This window comes from Streptomyces albireticuli (assembly GCF_021228125.1).
GTDB classification, from domain to species: domain Bacteria; phylum Actinomycetota; class Actinomycetes; order Streptomycetales; family Streptomycetaceae; genus Streptomyces; species Streptomyces albireticuli.
In genome coordinates, this window is the sequence record NZ_JAJQQS010000017.1 from 131,193 (window position 1) to 149,110 (window position 17,918).

Consider the following 17,918-nt stretch of genomic DNA (forward strand, 5'->3'; position numbering starts at 1 on the left):
TGTATCCAGTCGACCCCCAGGAGGTCCACCGCCGTGGCCGCGCCCAAGAACCGCCGCTCCGTCCTCCTCGGCCGGTTGCCGCTGCCCGAGCGGAATTACCTGGCCGACGCCCTGCGTACCGAGACCGTGGGCGGTGTGCTGCTGCTGGTGGCCGCCATCGCCGCGCTGCTCTGGGCGAACACCCCGATCCGCGACAGCTACGAGTCGGTCCGCGCGTTCCACTTCGGCCCCGGCTCGCTGGGCCTGCACCTCTCGCTCCAGCACTGGGCGGCCGACGGCCTGCTCGCCGTCTTCTTCTTCGTCGCGGGCATCGAACTCAAGCGCGAGCTGGTCGCGGGCGAGCTGCGCGACCCCAAGGCGGCCATCCTCCCGGTGGTCGCCGCGGTCTGCGGCATGGCCGTGCCCGCGCTCGTCTACTTCACGGTGGCCTCCACGGGCGGCGGCTCCACGGCCGGCTGGGCCGTACCCACCGCCACCGACATCGCCTTCGCGCTCGCCGTCCTGGCCGTGATCGGCACCTCGCTGCCGTCGGCCCTGCGGGCGTTCCTGCTGACGCTCGCCGTCGTCGACGACCTCTTCGCCATCCTGATCATCGCGGTCTTCTTCACCTCCTCGCTGAACTTCACCGCCCTCGCCCTGGCCGTCGTGGGCCTGGTGGTCTTCTGGCTGCTGCTCCGCAAGGGCGTCCGCGGCTGGTACGTCTACGTACCGCTGGGCCTCGTGAACTGGGCGCTGATGTACAACAGCGGCGTCCACGCGACGATCGCCGGTGTCGCGATGGGCCTGATGCTGCGCTGCCACCGTCACGAGGGCGAGGCGCACTCCCCCGGCGAGCACATCGAGCACCTCGTGCGCCCCCTCTCCGCGGGCCTGGCCGTACCGCTCTTCGCCCTCTTCTCGGCGGGCGTGGCCGTCTCCGGCGGGGCGCTGTCGGACGTCTTCACCAAGCCCGAGACGCTGGGCGTGGTCCTCGGTCTGGTGGTCGGCAAGGCGGTCGGTGTCTTCGGCGGTACGTGGCTGGCGGCGCGGTTCACCAGGGCGACGCTCAACCCCGACCTCAAGTGGCCGGACGTGCTGGCCGTCGCCTCCCTCGCCGGCATCGGCTTCACGGTGTCCCTGCTGATCGGCGAGCTCGCCTTCGACGGCGATCCGCTGATGACCGACGAGATCAAGGCCGCGGTGCTCATCGGCTCCCTGATAGCCGCGGTGCTCGCGAGCGTCCTGCTGAAGCTGCGCGACAACAAGTACCGGAAGCTCTGCGCGGACGAGGACCGTGACGAGGACCTCGACGGCATCCCCGACATCTACGAACAGGACAATCCGGAATACCACCTTCGGATGGCCGCGATCCTGGAGGCGAAGGCGGCCGAACACAGAAGGCTGGCGGAAGTCGCCGCCGGGCGCACCACCGGCGACGACGGTCCGGCATGATCTGAGAGTCTTTACATCCGCTGAAAGACCGCGGACGACGAAGCTGATGACGATGAGGGAGCAGCCGATGAGCGCAGCCGACGACGGTGCGGCGACCGGCACGGAGGCCGGCGCGGCAGCCGGTGCGATGGGCACGGACCGCAGCCTCGGCCAGCTGGTGGCGACGGCCACCACCGAGCTGTCCGCGCTGGTGCACGACGAGATCGCGCTGGCCAAGGCCGAGCTGCGGCAGGACGCGAAGCGGGTCGGCATCGGCGGCGGCGCGATCGCCGCGGCCGGCACGCTGGCGCTTTTCTCGCTGCCGGTGCTGAGCTTCGCGGCCGCGTACGGGATCCATAACCTCGGTCTCGGCCTGGCCTGGTCGTTCTTGATCGTCGGCGGTGCCTTCCTGCTGATCGCGGCGCTGCTGGGGCTGCTCGCGGTGGGCCGGTTCAAGAAGGTCAGCAAGCCCGAGAAGAGCATCGCTTCCGCGAAGCAGACCGCGGCGGTGCTGGGCACGGTAAAGCCGCATCCGCGGCCGCTCACAGGTACGGGTACGACGGACGCATCTGTGACACGCTCGACCGTATGACGGTGCCCGATTCCCCCGCAGCGCCCGCGTCCGACCCCGATCCCGGCGAGCCGGCCGTCCCGGCCCCGCCGGGTGGCTCGCCGAGCGGAGGCCCGGCCGTGACCGCCGGGCCGAGGGGTGCCGCCGCGTCCTCCCCGCCGCCGGCGCCCTCCCCCGCCTCGGTCGTCCGGGCCGAGGGGCCGTGGACCCACCGGGACGTCGCGGCGAACGGCGCGCGGTTCCATATCGCCGAGATGGGCGAGGGGCCGCTGGTGCTGCTGCTGCACGGCTTCCCGCAGTTCTGGTGGACGTGGCGGCACCAGCTGCCGGCGCTCGCGGAGGCGGGTTTCCGGGCCGTGGCGATGGACCTGCGCGGGGTGGGCGGCAGCGACCGCACACCGCGCGGCTACGACCCGGCGAACCTCGCCCTCGACATCACCGGCGTGATCCGCTCCCTCGGGGAGCCGGACGCCGCGCTGGTCGGCCATGACCTGGGCGGCTATCTGGCGTGGACGGCGGCGGTGATGCGCCCGAAGCTGGTGCGCAGGCTCGCGGTCTCCTCGATGCCGCACCCGCGCCGCTGGCGTTCGTCGATGCTGGCCGACGTCAAGCAGAGCGCGGCGGGCTCGTACATCTGGGGCTTCCAGCGCCCCTGGCTGCCGGAGCGCCGGCTCATCGCGGACGACGCGGCACTGGTGGGGCGGCTAGTGCGGGAGTGGTCGGGCCCCCGGATGCCGGACGACGAGGCGGTCGACACGTACCGCCACGCCATGTCGATCCCGTCGACGGCCCACTGTTCGATCGAGCCGTACCGCTGGATGGTGCGGTCGATGGCACGGCCGGACGGCCTCCAGTTCAACCGCCGGATGAAGCGCCCGGTGCGGGTGCCGACACTGCATCTGCACGGTTCCCTCGATCCGGTGATGCGCACCCGCAGCGCGGCGGGGTCCGGGGAGTACGTGGAGGCGCCCTACCGCTGGCGGCTGTTCGACGGACTCGGCCACTTCCCCCATGAGGAGGATCCGGTGGCGTTCTCGACGGAGCTGGTCAACTGGCTGAAGGACCCGGAACCCGACCGCTGAGACCCCGTCGGCGCACCGCCGAGCGCGACGGAACGTCCGTTCTCCGAACGGCCAATTGCCCGGCGCATAGGCCAATCGGTGGACCCCGGGGCGATTACCGACCTTTCGGCACGGGCAATGAGCTCTGTATGGGCTGGACGCACGACTACCGAGACGTGACGCAGGAGCGGGGCGCCGAGGGCGACGCCGCAGTGGCTGTGGGCGAGGTGGCCGAGAGGACGCGGGGTGAGCACGGGCCGATGGCCGGGCCCGACCCGCTCATCGGCATCCCGCGCATCATCCGCCGGCGCGCCCGCTGGGTGTCGGCGCGGCTGCGTCACCATCCGCGCGGCCGCTGACGGCTCGGCGGCGCTCCCACGAGCCGGACGGGTGCCCCACGGGGCACCCGCTCCCGGCCCGCCGAGGGGCCCGCACACGGCTCAGAGGGCGCAGCCCTGGGTGTTGACCCTCCCGGTGGCCGTACGTCCGCTGAGGGCGTCCTGCCGCACCTCGTCGGCCGTGAGGGCGTAGCCGGTGTCGGCGTCGTCGAGAGACTTCGCGAAGACCACGCCGTAGACCTTGCCGTCCGGGGTGAGCAGCGGGCCGCCGGAGTTTCCCTGACGCACGGTGGTGTAGAGGGAGTAGACGTCGCGGCGGACGTTGCCGCGGTGGTAGATGTCCGGGCCGTTGGCCTGGACGCGGCTGCGGATGCGCGCGGCGCGGACGTCGTAGGAGCCGTTCTCGGGGAAGCCCGCGACGATGGCGCTCCTGCCCGTCTCGGCGTCGGCCTCGGCGAAGTCGAGGACCGGCGCCCGGAGCTGCGGCACGTCGAGGACGGCGATGTCGCGCTTCCAGTCGTAGAGGACGACCTTCGCGTCGTAGTGCCTGCCCTGACCGCCGATCTGGACGGTCGGCTCGTCGACGCCGCCGACGACGTGGGCATTGGTCATCACCCGGTTCGGGGCGAAGACGAAGCCGGTGCCCTCTAGAACCTTGCCGCAGCTGGGCGCGGTGCCGACGACCTTGACGATGCTGCGCTGGGCGTCCGTGGCGACGGGGCTGGAGGCGAGCCTCGGGTCGGGCGCCGGCACGGAGGTGATGGGCTCGGTGGAGAAGGGCGCGAAGACCTGCGGGAAACCGTTCTGCGCGAGCGCGGTGCTGAAGTCGGCGAACCAGGTGTTGGCCTGCGCCGGGACGACCCGCGCGACGCCGAGCAGCACCTTGGAGTTGCGGACCTCCTTACCGAGGGTCGGCAGGGAGGTGCCGGCGAGCGCGGAGCCGATGAGCCAGGCGACCAGCAGCATCGCCAGGACGTTGACGAGCGCGCCGCCGGTGGCGTCCAGCGCGCGGGCGGGCGACCAGGTGATGTGGCGGCGGAGCTTGTTGCCCAGGTGCGTGGTCGCGGCCTGGCCGATCGACGCGCAGACGATGATGATCACGACGGCCGCGACGGCGGCCCACATGCCCGGGGTGGCCTCGCCCGTCGCGCTGTCCCAGATCAAGGGCAGCAGATAGACGGCGACCAGCCCGCCGCCGACGAACCCGATCACGGACAGCACCCCGACGACGAACCCCTGGCGGTAGCCGACGACGGCGAACCACACGGCGGCGACCAGCAGCACGATGTCCAGCACGTTCACCGGGAGATGCCTCGCAATGATGTTGTCGGCGGTGGCGTCGGCCCCGCGTGCGATGGGGCCTGGATCACCGTCTCATGCCCTTCAGGCCCGCCGGTCCAGCGGGACCTGCCGGGCCCGGTCCCAGGGCCGCTCCCAGCCCGCGTAGTGCAGGATCCGGTCGATCACGCCTGCGGTGAACCCCCATACGAGCGCGCCGCCGACCAGGAAGGCCGGGCCGGTGTGACCGCTGGGGTGCTTGGCCGTCGCCCGGTTCCCCGGGTCGGTCAGCTCGGCCACGGGCACGGTGAAGACGCGGGCGGTCTCGGCCTGGTCGACGGGGGCGACCGGGCTGGGCTCGCGCCACCAGCCGAGGACGGGGGTCACGACGAAGCCGCTCACCGGGATGTAGAGCCGCGGGAGCACACCGAAGATCTGCACCCCGGACGGGTCGAGGCCGGTCTCCTCCTCCGCCTCGCGCAGCGCGGCCCGCAGCAGTCCGCCGCCGGCCGGGTCACCGTCCTCGGGGTCGAGGGCGCCGCCGGGGAAGGACGGCTGGCCCGCGTGCGAGCGCAGCGTGCCGGAACGCTCCATCAGGAGCAGCTCGGGGCCCTTGGGGCCGTCGCCGAAGAGGACGAGCACGGCGGACTGCCGGCCGCCCTTGTCGGGGGGCAGGAAGCGACTGAGCTGGTGGGGCTCGATCGTCTCCGAGGCGCGGGCGACGGGCTCCAGCCACTCGGGCAGCCCTTCCGCGGTGATGGTGGCCCGCCGGCCGTACGTGCTCGTCATACGTGTCCCCTCGGCTGTGGTGCGGTCACTGGGCGCCTTTCGGAGCGGGACGCGGACGGCCCTCGGGCGGGCCCGGCGCGCCCGGCCCCTCCGGCACGTCATCGGGTGGTCATGCGGCTCCCAGGGGAGCGGCCGGCAGGCCCGGGTAGTCCGGCGGGGGCTTGAGCCGCTGGCCCGGAAGGCCGCCCTTCTCGTACTTCAGGAGCTTCCTGGCCTTGTCCGGGTCCGTCTCGCCCTCCCCGTAGGACGGGCAGAGCGGGGCGATGGGGCAGGCGCCGCAGGCGGGCCTGCGGGAGTGGCAGATGCGTCGGCCGTGGAAGACGACGCGGTGCGAGAGCATCGTCCACTCGCTCTTGGGGAAGAGGTCGCAGACCACGGCCTCGACCTTCTCCGGGTCCGTCTCGTCCGTCCACTTCCAGCGCCGGACGAGCCGCCCGAAGTGGGTGTCCACGGTGATCCCGGGAACGCCGAAGGCGTTGCCCAGCACGACGTTGGCGGTCTTGCGGCCGACGCCGGGCAGCGACACCAGGTCCTCCAGACGGCCCGGCACCTCGCCGTCGAAGCGGTCCCGCAGGGCGGTGGAGAGCCCTATGAGCGACTTCGCCTTGGCCCGGAAGAATCCCGTCGGCCGGATCAGCTGCTCCAGCGCCTCCGGGTCGGCGGCGGCCATGTCCTCGGGCGTCGGGTAGGCGGCGAAGAGGGCGGGGGTGGTCTGGTTGACCCGGAGATCGGTGGTCTGGGCGGAGAGGACCGTGGCGACCAGGAGCTCGAAGGAATTCTCGAAGTCGAGCTCGGGGTGGGCGTAGGGGTAGACCTCGGCGAGCTCGCGGTTGATACGGCGGGCGCGGCGGACGAGCGCGGTCCGGGACTCGGGCCTGGTGCCGGCACCGCTGCCCGTCCCGGCTCCGGTGTCCTTTCCGGTGCCGGTGCCGGTCTTGCCGCCGGTCTTGCCTCCGGCCTTACGGACGGCCGCGGCGCCGGCGGCGGCAGCCGTTCCGGAGGCGGTCCGGGGGGCGGTCTCGGCGCCGGCCGTCTTGGCGCCTCTGGTGGCTGCTGTCTTACCGCCGGCCCGGGTGGCTGCTGTCTTACCGCCTGTCCTGGGGGCGGCCTTCACGGATTCGGCGGATTTCCCGGAAGGAGAATCGGAAGAAGTCATTCCATCTCCCCGTTCGGCCGTCTTCGCCTCCGGCATTTTGGGCTCGCTCGCGGCTTTCGTCTTTTTCGCGGGCAGGCGTTCGCCCACAGCGGAATCCTGCGGCCGGGTCACCCTTCCGGCCCCCTTGCCCTGTGCTCTCACCGGCGTATTGGACACCCGGCCAGACTAAAGCCCGGCGCCGACATCCTGCCCGCGTGCGAGAAAACCGCAGCCCGATCGGACCCCTGCCGTAGGGCTTCCGACGACGATGCGCGACACTTGTGTTTGATCACACAGTTTTACCGACGGGCATCATGGGGACCACGGTCCTCTGTGCATGTCGACAAGGAGAGAACTCGTGGACGACGTTCTGCGGCGCGCCCCGCTTTTCGCGGCGCTCGATGACGAGCAGGCCGCTGAGCTGCGCGCCTCCATGGGCGAGGCGACCCTCGCGAGGGGCGACGCCCTGTTCCACGAAGGGGACCCCGGCGACCGGCTCTACGTGGTGACCGAGGGCAAGGTGAAGCTCCACCGCACCTCCCCGGACGGCCGCGAGAACATGCTGGCCGTCCTCGGCCCGGGTGAGCTCATCGGGGAGCTGTCGCTCTTCGACCCGGGACCGCGCACCGCCACCGCCACCGCCCTGACCGAGGTCAAGCTGCTCGGCCTGGGCCACGGCGACCTCCAGCCCTGGCTCAACGCCCGGCCCGAGGTGGCGACCGCGCTGCTGCGTGCCGTCGCGCGCCGCCTGCGCCGGACCAACGACTCGATGTCGGACCTCGTGTTCTCCGACGTCCCCGGCCGGGTCGCCAAGGCGCTCCTGGACCTGTCGCGCCGCTTCGGCGTGCAGTCCGAGGAAGGCATCCACGTGGTGCACGACCTCACGCAGGAGGAGCTGGCCCAGCTGGTCGGCGCCTCGCGCGAGACGGTCAACAAGGCGCTCGCGGACTTCGCCGGCCGTGGCTGGCTCCGCCTGGAGGCCCGCGCGGTGATCCTGCTGGACGTGGAGCGGCTCGCCAAGCGGTCCCGCTGACGCGAAGGGGGCGTACGCCCCCGGTGTGCCCGTAAGGGAACACACCCGTGAACGCATCGAAGGCCCCCACCGGGAACGGCGGGGGCCTTCGGCATGCGGTCACGGGTGCGAACGGTCGCACCATCCGAACGGTCACCTCACCGCGCGAACGTGCCGTAAAGGGCCGTGAGCAGGGCCAGCAGGCCCGTAAGGGCGGCCAGTGAGGGAAGGGGCCACCGGCCGCGTTCCAGGGCGTCCAGGCGGCTTTCATGATCGGCGAGCTGGCGGTCGCTCTGGTCGCTGCGCTGCACCAGCAGCGCGAGCGAGCCGTCGACCCGGGCGAAACCGGCCTCCATGGTGCCGCGCAGCCGCTCCAGCTCCAGGGCCACGGCCGCGGCGTCGTCCGCCGACGGCGAGCGGGGCAGAGGTGTCATGGGCGGCGCCGGTACCCGTCCGGACCCCTGTACGGGGTGGGGCCGTCGACGACGGCCGCGCCCGAGGGGCCGGTTCCGCGGTCCGGGTCCCGATCCCGGTCGACGAGAGCGATCAGCTCCTCGTCGCGGCGGGCTCCGGCGCCGGTGCGCAGCCATCCGGGCAGCAGCGCCTGGACGCCTGGCAGGGCCATGACTCGGGTCAGCCCGCCCGCGACGGCGAGGGCTCCGGCCACCCAGGGCAGGGCGGCGGGGACGCCCGACGCCTCGACGACGGCGGGCAGGACGAGCGCGATGCCGACCGCGGTCTGGAGGACCGTGCGGGCGGTGTGCTTCGCGGCTTCGGACATGGTGATGAGGTCCTTTCCCAGTCGTGTTCCCGAGAAGGGCCGGACGGACGCCCGGTAGGGCCCCGGTCGGGGCGGCGGAGGTCCGGCGCGGCCCGCTCGTCAGGAGCGCGGCACCTTCAGCCGGTCCCAGCTGACGCGGCCCGGTATCCCGTCGGCGTCCGCGCCCGAGAAGCCCAGCCGACGCTGCCAGGCGGCGTACGAGGCCCGGTCGGCGTCCGTCCACTCCGGGCCCGGCCCGACGGAGTACCGCCCGCAGCCCTCGGCGACCAGCCGGCGGCCCATCGCGGTGATCACCGCGCTCTCCCGCCCGTCGGCGAAGAACCCGGCCCCGGGGAAGGGCTCGTATCCCCCCGCGCCTCCCGGCTCCGGGGCGGGCGCGGGGCCCGGTCCGGCGGCCAGCCGGCGCGCGATCCGGTCCCGCATCCCCGGCATCGAGAAGGACGGATCGATCTTGCGGGCGGTCCACTCCTTGTGGCCGACGACGCTGGCCGCGCTCCAGCCGTGCGCCCGGCAGAGGGCGGCGGCGACGCGCTCCACGGTGGCCAGCTGGGCGTCCGGGTAGGGGTCGTCGCCGTCGCCGAGGTTCTCGATCTCGAAGCCGTAGAAGTGGACGTTGCCGTCGACAGCGTCGGGCCCCGGTCGGGACGGTGTGCGGGTCTCGGCGCAGACGGCCTGGTACGTCGCGTACGCGCCGCGGCCGGCGTGGTTCGTACGCCCGTACCCGACGAGGTGCGCGGCGCCGTCCTTGGTGAGGACGCCGATGCACAGCGGGCCGGGCAGGTCGTCCATGCCGTCGTAGCAGAGGTCGACGCTGTCCGTCCCGGCGGTGTGATGCAGCATCACACCGTTGACGGGCCCCCAGGGGCCCATGTGGTTGCGGTTGTGCGTGCGCCAGTCGCCGTGCTCGACGACTCGGACGCCTTCGGCGCGCAGGGCGGCGAGGAAGCCGTCCGCGGTGAGGGGTGTGGACATGCGGAACTCCCTTGCGAGAGGGGTCGGCGGAACGTCCCGTGCGCGCGCCCCGGAACCGGAGCGCGCGCACGGGACGCGGTGGTGAGGGCCGGAGGGGAGGCGCGGGAGAGCCTTTCGCGCTCCGGCGCGGGACTTAGGACTGCACGCCGTACAGCGCGCGCGGCGAGACCCAGATGGTGCTGTTCGCGTTGGCCTTCGCCTGGACCTGGAACTCGATCCTGGAGTCGAAGGGCACCCCGATGGGCGCGGTGAACTCCAGCGCCCCCTTGGCCGTCGGCCCCACCTGGTTGCCGTTGACGAGCAACCGGACCTCGCCGCCGGTGGTCGCGGCGATGTAGGCGTACAGCTTGGGGTGCTGGGTGAGCGCGTTGCCCCGGTAGAGCGTCGTCCAGGTCGTCTTGTTGGTGTTGTCCCACTTGCCGACGTCCTCGGTCGTGGGCAGCGGGTAGGTGAGGAAGGGACGCGCCAGACCGTGGTCCTTGGTGTCGTCCGCGACGACCACATTGCCCTTCACGTCGAACATGCGGACCGCCTGGACCCGGTTGTTCACGTGGTCGGTGGTGTAGACGCCGAACGCCAGGGTGCCGTCCTCGCGGCGCAGCAGCATCCCCTGCTGCGCCGTGCCGTCCGGGTGGTCGGGCCAGACCTGGCCCACGTAGAAGATGCTCGATCCGTCGGTGTCCAGGACCTGGAGGCTGCCGCCCTGGCCGATGACCACCCGGCCGCCGATGATCTCGTCCAGGGCGGGGCGGGTGTTGGCGCTGCCCATCAGCGAGCGGACCTGGCGTTCCAGTTCCCTGATGCGGTCCAGCAGGTCGAGCGGTATGGCCGCCATCAGAACCTCTCCAGGTAGAGCTTCGCGGTCTCGTACTGGCCGCGCGCGGGCGGTGTGACGGCGAGGCCGACGACCCGGTAGCGGTCGTTGGTGCCCTCGGCGTGCCACAGGTCGTGGACGCGCAGCCGGATCCCGGCGCCGAGCAGCGCCGGTGTCACCCGGCCGTCGACGCGGAGGGTGATCTCCGGGATGGTCTGCGGGCGGCGGGCGCGGGCGAGCTGGGCCCTGGCGAGCTCGTTCAGGACCTTCACGTCGGTGACGGCGCTGTGGTCGGACGAGCCGTCCAGGCGCGGCCAGCCCGCCTTGAGGTCGCTCTCGTCCGGGGGCACCGTGGAGACCGACGGAACGGACTTGGCCGTCTGGTTGCGGTTGGGGGACTCGCCCCGCGCGATCCAGAAGTTGGCCTGGAGGGTGGCGTCCTCGGGCAGGCTGTACGCCAGCACGGGCCCGGGCCGGTCGAGGACGATGTCCGTCTGCCCCACCGTGATGACCGGGTGGCCGAGCTGGAGGAGTTTGACGCGCCGGCCGGTCCCGGGATCCCGGTAGCAGTGGACGCGCCACTCGAAGCCGTCCTCCATGCCCGCCAGGCTGTCCAGGAGTTCGCGGCCCCGGCTGAGCTCGGTCAGGTCGACCTTACGGCTGCGGCGCACTCCGGAGACCTCGGTCCCGTAGACGATGCCGATATCCCCGCCGCGCGCCTGCTGCAGGTTGTCGATCAGACGGCGCGCGATGTCGAACTGGTCGCCCTCGAACGTGCCGCCGTCGAAGGTGCCGATGTCGGCGCGGTCCTGGCTCGGCAGGAAGATGCGGTGGTCCAGGTAGGAGTCGAACGTGCCCGCCTGGATCTGCACCTGCGTGCGGCCCCGTTCGTCTCCGGAGGGAGTGGACGTCCACAGGACGCCGCCCCACCAGATCTCGGCGCCGCGCTCCAGCCATACGGCCGTGCGCCCCGGCAGGAGCGCCGCCCTCGCGCGCGCGGCGAGTGCCGCGTCGGGCAGCGGGAGGGTGGCCGTCAGCGAACCGGTCTTGCCTATGTAGTCGTCGAACTGCACCTCCGTAAGGGAGAAGGCATCCATCACCTGGTCGGAACGCAAGTCGCAGAAGACGGCGCGGTAGCCGTCGGCGGGGGTCGTCATGAGGCGGACTCGTAGGTGCCCCAGAGGGTCAGGACGTCACCGGCCTTCCAGGCGTAAGGAGCGGTCTTGTCCCAGATGGCGGGCTTGCCGTCGGTCGCGCCGACGCTGTCCTGGATGCTGCGGACGACTCCTCCGTTGGCGGCGGACAGCATGGCGGTGCCGGACCACATGCGCGGGTTGCCGGTGGTGCTGCTGTCGTAGCCCAGGGCGTTGATGAAGCGCCCGTCGAGCTTCCACGGAGTGGCCGCGGGGGTGTACGGCAGCGAGAACGACCAGTTGGCGTTGGCGTCCTGGGCGGCGAGGTTCGTCGTGGTGCCGATCTTGAGGTAGATCCGCACGTGCACGGTGGTTCCGATCTTCGTGGCCGATCCGGCGAGCAGGCCGTTGCCGACGGCGGGCTGCACGGCGCCGATCTCGGCCCGCCAGACGGGCGTGTAGTCGCTCCACACGGCCGGGGCGGGGTAAGGGGACCACCCGGTGCCGTTCCAGCGCTCCAGGCCGTTCCCGGCGTCCCTGTACTGGCCCGGGTAGGCGCCGGCGAAGGTGGTCCCGCCGGCGAACGGGACGATGCCGCCCGCCGCGACGGTCGCACGGCGCCGGTCGACAAGGCCGGTGTTCCAGTTGATGCCGCCGTTGCCCGCCGAGGCGGCGACCGGGACCGTGACGGCGTACAGCGCGATCGACGCGAGCGGTGCCGCGGGGGCGACCGGAGCGGCGGCCGGGGTGCCCTTGACGATCTCGACCACGGCGCGGGACGCGGTGCCCGCGTCCTGCTGCTGGTCGTACACCCGCAGGACGACCAGGTCGATCCGCGGGTTGGCGGGGTCACCGTCGGCGAAGGTCAGGTTCTCGTAGTCGGTGACGACCACGGGATAGGCCCCCGCGGTCTCGCTGCCCTGGATCAGGGCGCGGCCGGGGGTGACCTGGGCCGTCATATTGCCGGACTTGACCACGGTGAGCCCCGAGATGACGTTCTTGCCGTCGGCGGAGCCGGGAATGACACCGTCCCGTGAGGCCAGCGGGCCCTGTGGGACGGCGGTGCCGGTCGGGGCCAGCCGTGTGTCGACCCGGGTCTGGCCGCCGTCGGCGTCCGAACGATTCTGCAACCACGCGCTGCGTACGGTCATGTCGTCCTCCGAAGTGTGGGTGAAGGGATGAAGGGGCGAGCGGCGGCCGAGGGAGGCACGCGGGCCCGCTCCGGCGCGGCTACCAGCGCGCGCTGCGCCAGCTGACGCCGACCGAGGCGCCCGGGTCGACCGGGCCGGGGGCCGCGCGGAACGCCAGCGACGTGGGCCCCGGGGCGAGCTGGAAGAGGTACTCGGGCAGGGAATCCGGCGTCGCCGTGAACAACCGGGAGGCCGTGCCGTTGAGCAGCACCGTGCCGGCCGAGGTGTCGACCGTAAGGACGTCGGTGTCCGCCAGGGTGATGTCGTACTGGAGCTTCGCGCCGTCGGCGACGCGGGTCAGGGACGGCAGGGTGACGGGGCCGCGGAATTCGATGACCGGGGCCGTCGGGGCGTCGCCCTCGTTGGTGACGGTGATGTTGCCGGTGGCTCCGGCGACACCCCAGTCCAGCGGCCAGTCCAGGCCGGGCTCCCAGCTGAGGCCCGGCTCGGGCGCGGGCAGACCGGTCCGCGCGGTCCACTCGGCGACGTCGTAGCGGCGCGGGTCGGAGCAGGTCCACTGGAGCGTGACCTTGGCCGCGCCCTGTGTCGCGTACGTGCGGTCCGTGGGCACCACGCGCTGGCTGACGCGCGCCCGGCAGGCGAGTGTGCGTCCGTGCAGCCTTACGGCGAGCCATTGTTCGGCGCTGTTGACGCCCGTGGCTCCCAGGAAGTCGCCGATGACGGCGTCGGCCCGGGAGACGTCGTCGGGCAGCAGCCAGACGGTCGCGGAGACGGTCCTGGGCTGCGCCCACTGGGCGCCGGGCCAGGCGCCGTGCTGGTCGGGCCTGAGGACGTCCCCGGAGTCGAGCGCGGGGAGGTCGGCCCAGCCAGTGAGGCCGCTGGCGGCGATCTCGTACGGGGTGCCGGGGCCGAGCAGCAGTCCGGCCCACTGGATCTGCCCGTCGAGGGTGATCAGTGAGCCGGGTGAGCCGCTCGTCGTGTCCAGTTGTGCAACGGTCATGGATTCCGCCTTCCTCACCCTCCGGCACGCGCGAGGAACAGCAGGTCCTCCGCGGTGCCGTAAGGGCCTCTGTGCGCGACTTCTTGGTAGTGGTCGATGCGCCGGGTCCGTCCGCCGCCCCGGGCGGCCCGCGCGTGCGCGGCCGTACGGGCCAGCAGCCGCTCCAGCTTCGACAGCGGCAGCACGGCCTCGGCCTCGCCCGCCTCGGCGACGAGCACGGGCCGGCCGCCCTTCCGGGCGGGGACGATGCCGCCGTGGGCGAGTTCGGGGATGCGGGGGAGGTCGACGCCGAACTTCTTGCCGAACAACGAGAAGCTGATCGAGTTCAGCCCGTCGATGATCATGTTGGCGAAGGAGATGATGCCGCTGACGGGGCCCTTGATGACGCCGAGGACGGTCTGCGCGGCGCTCTTCATGAAGTCGCCGATCCCGCCCAGGGTGCGCGTCATGGCGTCCTTGACCTTGCCGAAGGCGCCGGGCACGGTCTTGGTGATCCAGTCGAGCGCGGGCTGGACGGACTTCCGGATCCCGTTCCAGGCGGCGGAGACGATGCCGGTGAGCACCTTGACGTACAGCTCGACGAGCCTGCCGTAGGCCGCGAAGTACTTCTCCACCAGGCCGAAGAGGACGGACATGACCTTCTGCCCGGTCTTCGACTCCAGGGCCGTGGTGATCAGTTGCTCGATGAAGGGGGTGAGCAGGCCGATCACCAGCCCCCAGGGGCTCGCCTTCATGGCGACGTTGATCGCCTTCATCGCCCCCGAGCCGAGCTTGAGCCCGCCGCCGATCAGCCGCGAGAAGCGGTTGCCGGTGGCGGCCCCCTTGCCCGCGCGGGAGAGGTCGCCGGCGGTCCGCCCGGCGGCCGTCCTGACATCCCTGGCCTGGCGGCCGGCGGCCCGTCCGGCCGCTCTGAGCTTGCGCAGGGCCGGGTCGGCGGTGGCCGCCGCCCTCCCGAGGCCGCCGGCGGCGCCGGCCGCGCGGCCGGCCGCCCCGGTGAACTCCGTGACCCTGGGACGGGCCTGGTCGAGGGAGCGCTTGACGCCCTCGACGGTCCGGCCGCCCGCGGCCACCGCCCTGCGGACCGCGTCGAGCGCCTGGCCCGACTGGCCGAGGGCGCTCCTGAAGCCGGTGAACGCCCCTCGGGACCCGGCGATCAGCGCGACAGCGCTTGCCATGGTCGTCCTCCTTTCTCAGCGCTTCCTCCGTGCCCGCCCGGCGCCTCTCCCGCGCCGGGCGGGCACTCGCGGCCGGTCAGCCACGGGCCTTGGCCAGGAACATCAGCGCGGCGGCCGTCCGGCGCGGGTCGCTGTCCCGCGCCGCGTAGTAGTTCTCGATGCGGAACCCGTCGCCGCCGCCCTGTGCCGCCGCCGCCCGCGCGGTGGCGCGGGCCTGCGCGGCCGTACGGGCCAGCAGCCGGTCCAGCTTGGACAGCGGCAGCACGGCCTCGGCCTCGCCCGCCTCGGCGATGATCGTCGGCACGCCGCCGCTGCGCGGCATGACGACGCCGCCCTCGGCCAGGCGCGGGATCTTCGGCAGGCTGACGCCGAACGTCTTGCCGCCGACGAGCGGCACCCAGCCGGGGATCGACACCTTGATGCCGTTGAGCTTGCCGATCGCCATGTTGATGAGGTCGATTACGGCATTGAGCGGCCCCTTGACCGCGCCCTTGATCCCGTCGAATGCCTTCTGGGCGATGCCGGACAGGCCCTTCCAGGTGTTGGAGAGCGCGTCCTTGACACCTCTGAACACCTTGGGAATGGCCTCGCCGATCCATTTGGCGACGGGCTCGATGGCCTTTCTGATGCCGTTCCAGACGGTGCCGATGATCCGGCCCGTGGCCCTCATCAGCGGCCCGACGACCTTCATGACGGCGCCGATGACCTTGCCGACGACCTCGAAGGCCGTCTTCATGATCCGCTGCATGGTCCGGGACTTGGCCGCCATCGCGACGACCTTCTCGATCAGCGGGGCCAGGAGGCCGAGGAGCATGCCGATGACATTGCCCTTCATCTCCTTGTTGAGGCCCTTCATGCCCCCGGAGGCATTCCTGAGACCACCCTGGAACTTCCCCATCGAGCCGCCGCTGGTGCCGGCTTCCTTGCCGACCTTGGAAACGGACCTGGCCGCCTGATCGGCGTTCGTCCGCAGCGTTCTGAGTTCGCGGGCCGCCTGCTGGGAACCGGTGCGTACCCGTCCGACGCCGGTGCCCGCGCTGCCCGCCTTCTGGCCGAGGTCCTTGGCGGCGCGCTCGGCGTTGGAGAGGCCCGTGCGGAATCCGCGGAGGGAGCCGGTGGCCCTCCCGAGGGACCGTACTAGTGACATGTGCCGTCCATTCCTCTGCCGTCCGTTCCTCTAGGGCTGGGCGCCGGGTACGGCCGCATCAGCTGCCGCCCTGGGGGCCGCCACCGGCACCGCCGGTCAGGTTCGACTCGAGCTGTGCCACACGGGACGTCAGCCCCGCGATGGCCGTATCGGCGGTTCGCGCGGACTCGGTGAGCGTCCGGAGTTCGGAGTTGGTGGGCCGGCGGCCCCGCTCTCCGCGCTGACCCCGGGCACCCTGGCGGCCCTCGCGGCCCTGGCGGCCGCGCTCACCGGCAGCGCCCGCCTCACCGCGGGCGCCCCTTTGGCCCTGTTGGCCACGCCGCCCGTCCGGGCCTCTCCGCCCCTCCGGGCCTTGCGGTCCCGGCGGGCCCTGAGGTCCCCGCGGCCCCGGCGCGCCGGGGGCCCCACCGCCGGTCCCGGGGGCACCTCGCGTGAGCAGGCCCCAGCGGTTGTACTCGAGGTTGAAGCGCTTCATGATCGCTTCCTCGAGGTTGATGATCGCGGGCGCCTCGAGCTTGATCGGGGTCCAGCCGGCGCTGATGCCCTTCACCTCGACGGCGAGGGCGGTGACCGCGTTGTTCAGGCCGTTGATCTCGCCCTTCCAGCCGGTGATCTCGAAGGGTTTGAAACCGACCGCGTCCGCGAACCACTTCGCGTTCGCGGCGTCCTCCTTGGCCTTGTCCTCCCTTTCCTTCTGCGCGTCCCGGGCGTCGAGGATTTTCCCGAGGGACTCCTCCTGGAGAAACCCGCCCTTGTCAGGCTTGTCGGCCTTCTCGGCGAGCAGTTTCCTGATCTCGTCGTCGTCCATTTCGGCCTCCTCTTGGGGAGCGCCAACTCGGCACGGACATAGGCGCGTTCCTTACCGCCCACGGTTGGAGCGGTTAGAATCACGCCTTCGGATCCGCACCGAGCGAGCGGAGTACACGTGCTTCTGGTCCTGGGCGGCGTCCTGTTCCTCGCTTCCGCGCCGATAGCCGTCATCACTCTCGTCTTCGGCCGCCAGGACCGACGGCTGAGGAAGAGGGGCGTCACGGGGGAGGCGGTCTGTCTGGAGCGCATCTACCGGGACTCCTCGACGCCGGTCTACGTCTCCTGCCGCTTCTCCCCCGGTGGATCCCGGGAGGTGGAAGCCACGGTCGCGTCGCCCCGGCCCGCCCCCCGGGTGGGCGATTCCTTCACCGTCGTCTTCGACCCCGCGGATCCGGCGGTCGCCCAGAGCGAGGACGGGCTGCGGCACCCGTTCGCCTCGGTGGTGACGGCCTGCTCGACGGCCGTCCTCGTGGCCGGGCTGCTGCTCGGCGGGGCGGGGGCGCTGTACGAGCTGTAGCCGGGCGAACGGAACGTACGGGCACCCGGCCGCCGGTCAGCTGAAGAACAGCCGCAGTTCGCCCGGTGAGGGCCCACGGGTGGGCACGGCAGCATCCCCGTGCTCCCGCTCCCGCTCCTGGTCCTGGTCCGGGCCCGGGAAGTCCTCGTCCTCGGCGTCCCCCGGCCGCGGCACGGGTTCCGGATAGTCCGGCCGTTCCTCGTCCGGGTCACCGTTGATGACCGACGTCATCCAGTTCGCGGCGGCGAGGTGGTCGGTGATCGCGGCGAGGAGGTGCTCGGCGGCACCCCACTCGACGGCCTCACCGTGCAGCCGCCGGTTGACCGAGCTGTCCCGGGGCAGGTGCGCGATCAGCACCGACAGCCGCCGCGCGGAGAGCCGGCCGCGGTGCCAGTCGAGAACGTCGACCCCGTAGTGGCGGAGCAGATCGGCTTCCAGAGCCTCGGCGTGTTCGTCGACGAACGCGTCGAGGCTCAGTCTTCCCCCAGGCCGAGCCCGGTCTCCTTGCCGTACGCCTCCAGGATCGCGGAGATGTCCTGCATCGTCAGGTCGTGCCGGACGAGGCGGCTGAACTGCTCGCCGCCCAGCAGCAGCCCGAGCAGGCCGTCGATGTCGTCGTCGGCCAGGTCGCGCAGCTCGCGCGCGGTCTGCCGGGTGAGTTCGGTCGGCAGCTCGAAGGTGTCCTCGTCGAGCCGGAAGGTCCAGCTGCGGCCGAGCGCCTCCAGGCGCTGTGCGCGTGCCGCGTTGACGTCGAAGGAAGCCATGGTGGGTCCAACTCCTCTGGAGGGCTGTAAGGGGGGGGTAGGAGGGTCGCCCGCCCCCGC

General features: G+C 72.2%; 20 protein-coding genes and 1 pseudogene. 6 read left to right on the plus strand and 15 right to left on the minus strand.

The annotated features are described in order from the left end of the window. Nucleotides 1–33: 33 nt before the first annotated feature. The 4 genes from nhaA to LUZ64_RS27270 all read left to right on the plus strand — a co-directional run bounded on the left by nhaA (nucleotide 34) and on the right by LUZ64_RS27270 (nucleotide 3,401). On the plus strand, nucleotides 34–1,431 hold the full coding sequence (gene nhaA / locus LUZ64_RS27255; protein ID WP_095584018.1) for a Na+/H+ antiporter NhaA: 1,398 nt from the start codon (nucleotides 34–36) through the stop codon (nucleotides 1,429–1,431). A 67-nt stretch (nucleotides 1,432–1,498) separates the two neighbouring features. Beyond that, the gene (locus LUZ64_RS27260) at nucleotides 1,499–2,002 is read left to right on the plus strand and encodes a phage holin family protein (RefSeq protein ID WP_372472032.1); all 504 of its coding nucleotides are present in this window, start codon (nucleotides 1,499–1,501) and stop codon (nucleotides 2,000–2,002) included. Further along, complete coding sequence (locus LUZ64_RS27265) at nucleotides 1,999–3,063, plus strand: alpha/beta fold hydrolase (protein WP_232390374.1); 1,065 nt, start codon at nucleotides 1,999–2,001, stop codon at nucleotides 3,061–3,063. Before LUZ64_RS27260 ends, LUZ64_RS27265 begins: the two co-directional genes overlap by 4 nt. Before the next feature lie 128 nt (nucleotides 3,064–3,191). Further along, nucleotides 3,192–3,401: a hypothetical protein gene (locus LUZ64_RS27270; protein ID WP_095584016.1), complete on the plus strand. Its 210-nt coding sequence runs from the start codon at nucleotides 3,192–3,194 to the stop codon at nucleotides 3,399–3,401. Between the two features lie 81 nt (nucleotides 3,402–3,482). Here the strand turns inward: LUZ64_RS27270 and LUZ64_RS27275 are convergent, their stop codons facing one another. The 3 genes from LUZ64_RS27275 to nth form a co-directional block, all read right to left on the minus strand. After that, the gene (locus tag LUZ64_RS27275) at nucleotides 3,483–4,682 is read right to left on the minus strand and encodes a MarP family serine protease (protein WP_095584015.1); all 1,200 of its coding nucleotides are present in this window, start codon (nucleotides 4,680–4,682) and stop codon (nucleotides 3,483–3,485) included. Nucleotides 4,683–4,763: 81 nt separating this feature from the next. Next, nucleotides 4,764–5,447: an NUDIX hydrolase gene (locus tag LUZ64_RS27280; RefSeq protein WP_095584014.1), complete on the minus strand. Its 684-nt coding sequence runs from the start codon at nucleotides 5,445–5,447 to the stop codon at nucleotides 4,764–4,766. A 109-nt stretch (nucleotides 5,448–5,556) separates the two neighbouring features. Continuing rightward, nucleotides 5,557–6,603, minus strand: a complete 1,047-nt coding sequence (gene nth, locus LUZ64_RS27285; RefSeq protein ID WP_232390375.1) for an endonuclease III — start codon at nucleotides 6,601–6,603, stop codon at nucleotides 5,557–5,559. 337 nt (nucleotides 6,604–6,940) lie between these two features. On the opposite strand from nth, the gene LUZ64_RS27290 reads away from it, so the two are divergent. Next, nucleotides 6,941–7,615, plus strand: a complete 675-nt coding sequence (locus LUZ64_RS27290; protein WP_030367278.1) for a Crp/Fnr family transcriptional regulator — start codon at nucleotides 6,941–6,943, stop codon at nucleotides 7,613–7,615. A 137-nt stretch (nucleotides 7,616–7,752) separates the two neighbouring features. Here LUZ64_RS27290 and LUZ64_RS27295 read toward each other — a convergent pair whose 3' ends face one another. From LUZ64_RS27295 to LUZ64_RS27340, 10 genes and pseudogenes are all read right to left on the minus strand, one after another. Continuing rightward, on the minus strand, nucleotides 7,753–8,028 hold the full coding sequence (locus tag LUZ64_RS27295; RefSeq protein ID WP_095584012.1) for a hypothetical protein: 276 nt from the start codon (nucleotides 8,026–8,028) through the stop codon (nucleotides 7,753–7,755). A gap of 143 nt (nucleotides 8,029–8,171) precedes the next feature. Next, nucleotides 8,172–8,375 (minus strand): annotated as a pseudogene (locus tag LUZ64_RS27300) (hypothetical protein); the annotation flags it as partial. Between the two features lie 99 nt (nucleotides 8,376–8,474). Continuing rightward, nucleotides 8,475–9,347 carry a peptidoglycan-binding protein gene (locus LUZ64_RS27305; RefSeq protein WP_095584011.1) on the minus strand — a complete coding sequence of 291 codons (873 nt, stop codon included), beginning with the start codon at nucleotides 9,345–9,347 and terminating at the stop codon, nucleotides 8,475–8,477. A gap of 133 nt (nucleotides 9,348–9,480) precedes the next feature. Beyond that, the gene (locus tag LUZ64_RS27310; protein WP_095584010.1) at nucleotides 9,481–10,182 is read right to left on the minus strand and encodes a hypothetical protein; all 702 of its coding nucleotides are present in this window, start codon (nucleotides 10,180–10,182) and stop codon (nucleotides 9,481–9,483) included. Continuing rightward, entirely contained in the window at nucleotides 10,182–11,318 is a 1,137-nt protein-coding gene (locus tag LUZ64_RS27315) for a hypothetical protein (RefSeq protein ID WP_095584009.1), read from the minus strand. The genes LUZ64_RS27310 and LUZ64_RS27315 overlap by 1 nt, the downstream gene beginning before the upstream one ends. Beyond that, nucleotides 11,315–12,445 carry a hypothetical protein gene (locus LUZ64_RS27320; protein ID WP_095584008.1) on the minus strand — a complete coding sequence of 377 codons (1,131 nt, stop codon included), beginning with the start codon at nucleotides 12,443–12,445 and terminating at the stop codon, nucleotides 11,315–11,317. Before LUZ64_RS27320 ends, LUZ64_RS27315 begins: the two co-directional genes overlap by 4 nt. A gap of 79 nt (nucleotides 12,446–12,524) precedes the next feature. Beyond that, a complete protein-coding gene (locus LUZ64_RS27325) occupies nucleotides 12,525–13,445 on the minus strand; it encodes a phage distal tail protein (protein WP_095584007.1) in 921 nt (306 codons plus the stop codon). Nucleotides 13,446–13,459: 14 nt separating this feature from the next. Beyond that, nucleotides 13,460–14,620 (minus strand): hypothetical protein, encoded by a 1,161-nt coding sequence (locus LUZ64_RS27330; RefSeq protein ID WP_095584006.1) that lies wholly within the window; start codon nucleotides 14,618–14,620, stop codon nucleotides 13,460–13,462. A gap of 76 nt (nucleotides 14,621–14,696) precedes the next feature. Further along, complete coding sequence (locus tag LUZ64_RS27335) at nucleotides 14,697–15,767, minus strand: phage tail family protein (protein ID WP_095584005.1); 1,071 nt, start codon at nucleotides 15,765–15,767, stop codon at nucleotides 14,697–14,699. A 58-nt stretch (nucleotides 15,768–15,825) separates the two neighbouring features. Continuing rightward, a complete protein-coding gene (locus tag LUZ64_RS27340; protein WP_095584004.1) occupies nucleotides 15,826–16,575 on the minus strand; it encodes a hypothetical protein in 750 nt (249 codons plus the stop codon). A gap of 117 nt (nucleotides 16,576–16,692) precedes the next feature. Here LUZ64_RS27340 and LUZ64_RS27345 point away from each other — a divergent pair, with 117 nt between their 5' ends. Continuing rightward, a complete protein-coding gene (locus tag LUZ64_RS27345) occupies nucleotides 16,693–17,094 on the plus strand; it encodes a DUF3592 domain-containing protein (protein WP_095584003.1) in 402 nt (133 codons plus the stop codon). Between the two features lie 36 nt (nucleotides 17,095–17,130). Here the strand turns inward: LUZ64_RS27345 and LUZ64_RS27350 are convergent, their stop codons facing one another. Continuing rightward, entirely contained in the window at nucleotides 17,131–17,451 is a 321-nt protein-coding gene (locus LUZ64_RS27350; RefSeq protein ID WP_095584002.1) for a hypothetical protein, read from the minus strand. A gap of 116 nt (nucleotides 17,452–17,567) precedes the next feature. Continuing rightward, nucleotides 17,568–17,858: a hypothetical protein gene (locus LUZ64_RS27355; protein WP_095584001.1), complete on the minus strand. Its 291-nt coding sequence runs from the start codon at nucleotides 17,856–17,858 to the stop codon at nucleotides 17,568–17,570. Nucleotides 17,859–17,918: the final 60 nt, after the last annotated feature.

Excerpts from the sequence above, each read along its gene's own strand:
- LUZ64_RS27310 (WP_095584010.1), bottom strand. The coding sequence starts at position 10,182 with ATGGCGGCCATACCGCTCGACCTGCTGGACCGCATCAGGGAACTGGAA.
- LUZ64_RS27320 (WP_095584008.1), bottom strand. The coding sequence starts at position 12,445 with ATGACCGTACGCAGCGCGTGGTTGCAGAATCGTTCGGACGCCGACGGC.
- LUZ64_RS27280 (WP_095584014.1), bottom strand. The coding sequence starts at position 5,447 with ATGACGAGCACGTACGGCCGGCGGGCCACCATCACCGCGGAAGGGCTG.
- LUZ64_RS27355 (WP_095584001.1), bottom strand. The coding sequence starts at position 17,858 with ATGGCTTCCTTCGACGTCAACGCGGCACGCGCACAGCGCCTGGAGGCG.
- LUZ64_RS27305 (WP_095584011.1), bottom strand. The coding sequence starts at position 9,347 with ATGTCCACACCCCTCACCGCGGACGGCTTCCTCGCCGCCCTGCGCGCC.
- LUZ64_RS27265 (WP_232390374.1), top strand. The coding sequence starts at position 1,999 with ATGACGGTGCCCGATTCCCCCGCAGCGCCCGCGTCCGACCCCGATCCC.
- LUZ64_RS27260 (WP_372472032.1), top strand. The coding sequence starts at position 1,499 with ATGAGCGCAGCCGACGACGGTGCGGCGACCGGCACGGAGGCCGGCGCG.
- LUZ64_RS27295 (WP_095584012.1), bottom strand. The coding sequence starts at position 8,028 with ATGACACCTCTGCCCCGCTCGCCGTCGGCGGACGACGCCGCGGCCGTG.
- LUZ64_RS27340 (WP_095584004.1), bottom strand. The coding sequence starts at position 16,575 with ATGGACGACGACGAGATCAGGAAACTGCTCGCCGAGAAGGCCGACAAG.
- LUZ64_RS27335 (WP_095584005.1), bottom strand. The coding sequence starts at position 15,767 with ATGTCACTAGTACGGTCCCTCGGGAGGGCCACCGGCTCCCTCCGCGGA.
- LUZ64_RS27315 (WP_095584009.1), bottom strand. The coding sequence starts at position 11,318 with ATGACGACCCCCGCCGACGGCTACCGCGCCGTCTTCTGCGACTTGCGT.
- LUZ64_RS27325 (WP_095584007.1), bottom strand. The coding sequence starts at position 13,445 with ATGACCGTTGCACAACTGGACACGACGAGCGGCTCACCCGGCTCACTG.
- LUZ64_RS27270 (WP_095584016.1), top strand. The coding sequence starts at position 3,192 with ATGGGCTGGACGCACGACTACCGAGACGTGACGCAGGAGCGGGGCGCC.
- LUZ64_RS27330 (WP_095584006.1), bottom strand. The coding sequence starts at position 14,620 with ATGGCAAGCGCTGTCGCGCTGATCGCCGGGTCCCGAGGGGCGTTCACC.
- nth (WP_232390375.1), bottom strand. The coding sequence starts at position 6,603 with ATGACTTCTTCCGATTCTCCTTCCGGGAAATCCGCCGAATCCGTGAAG.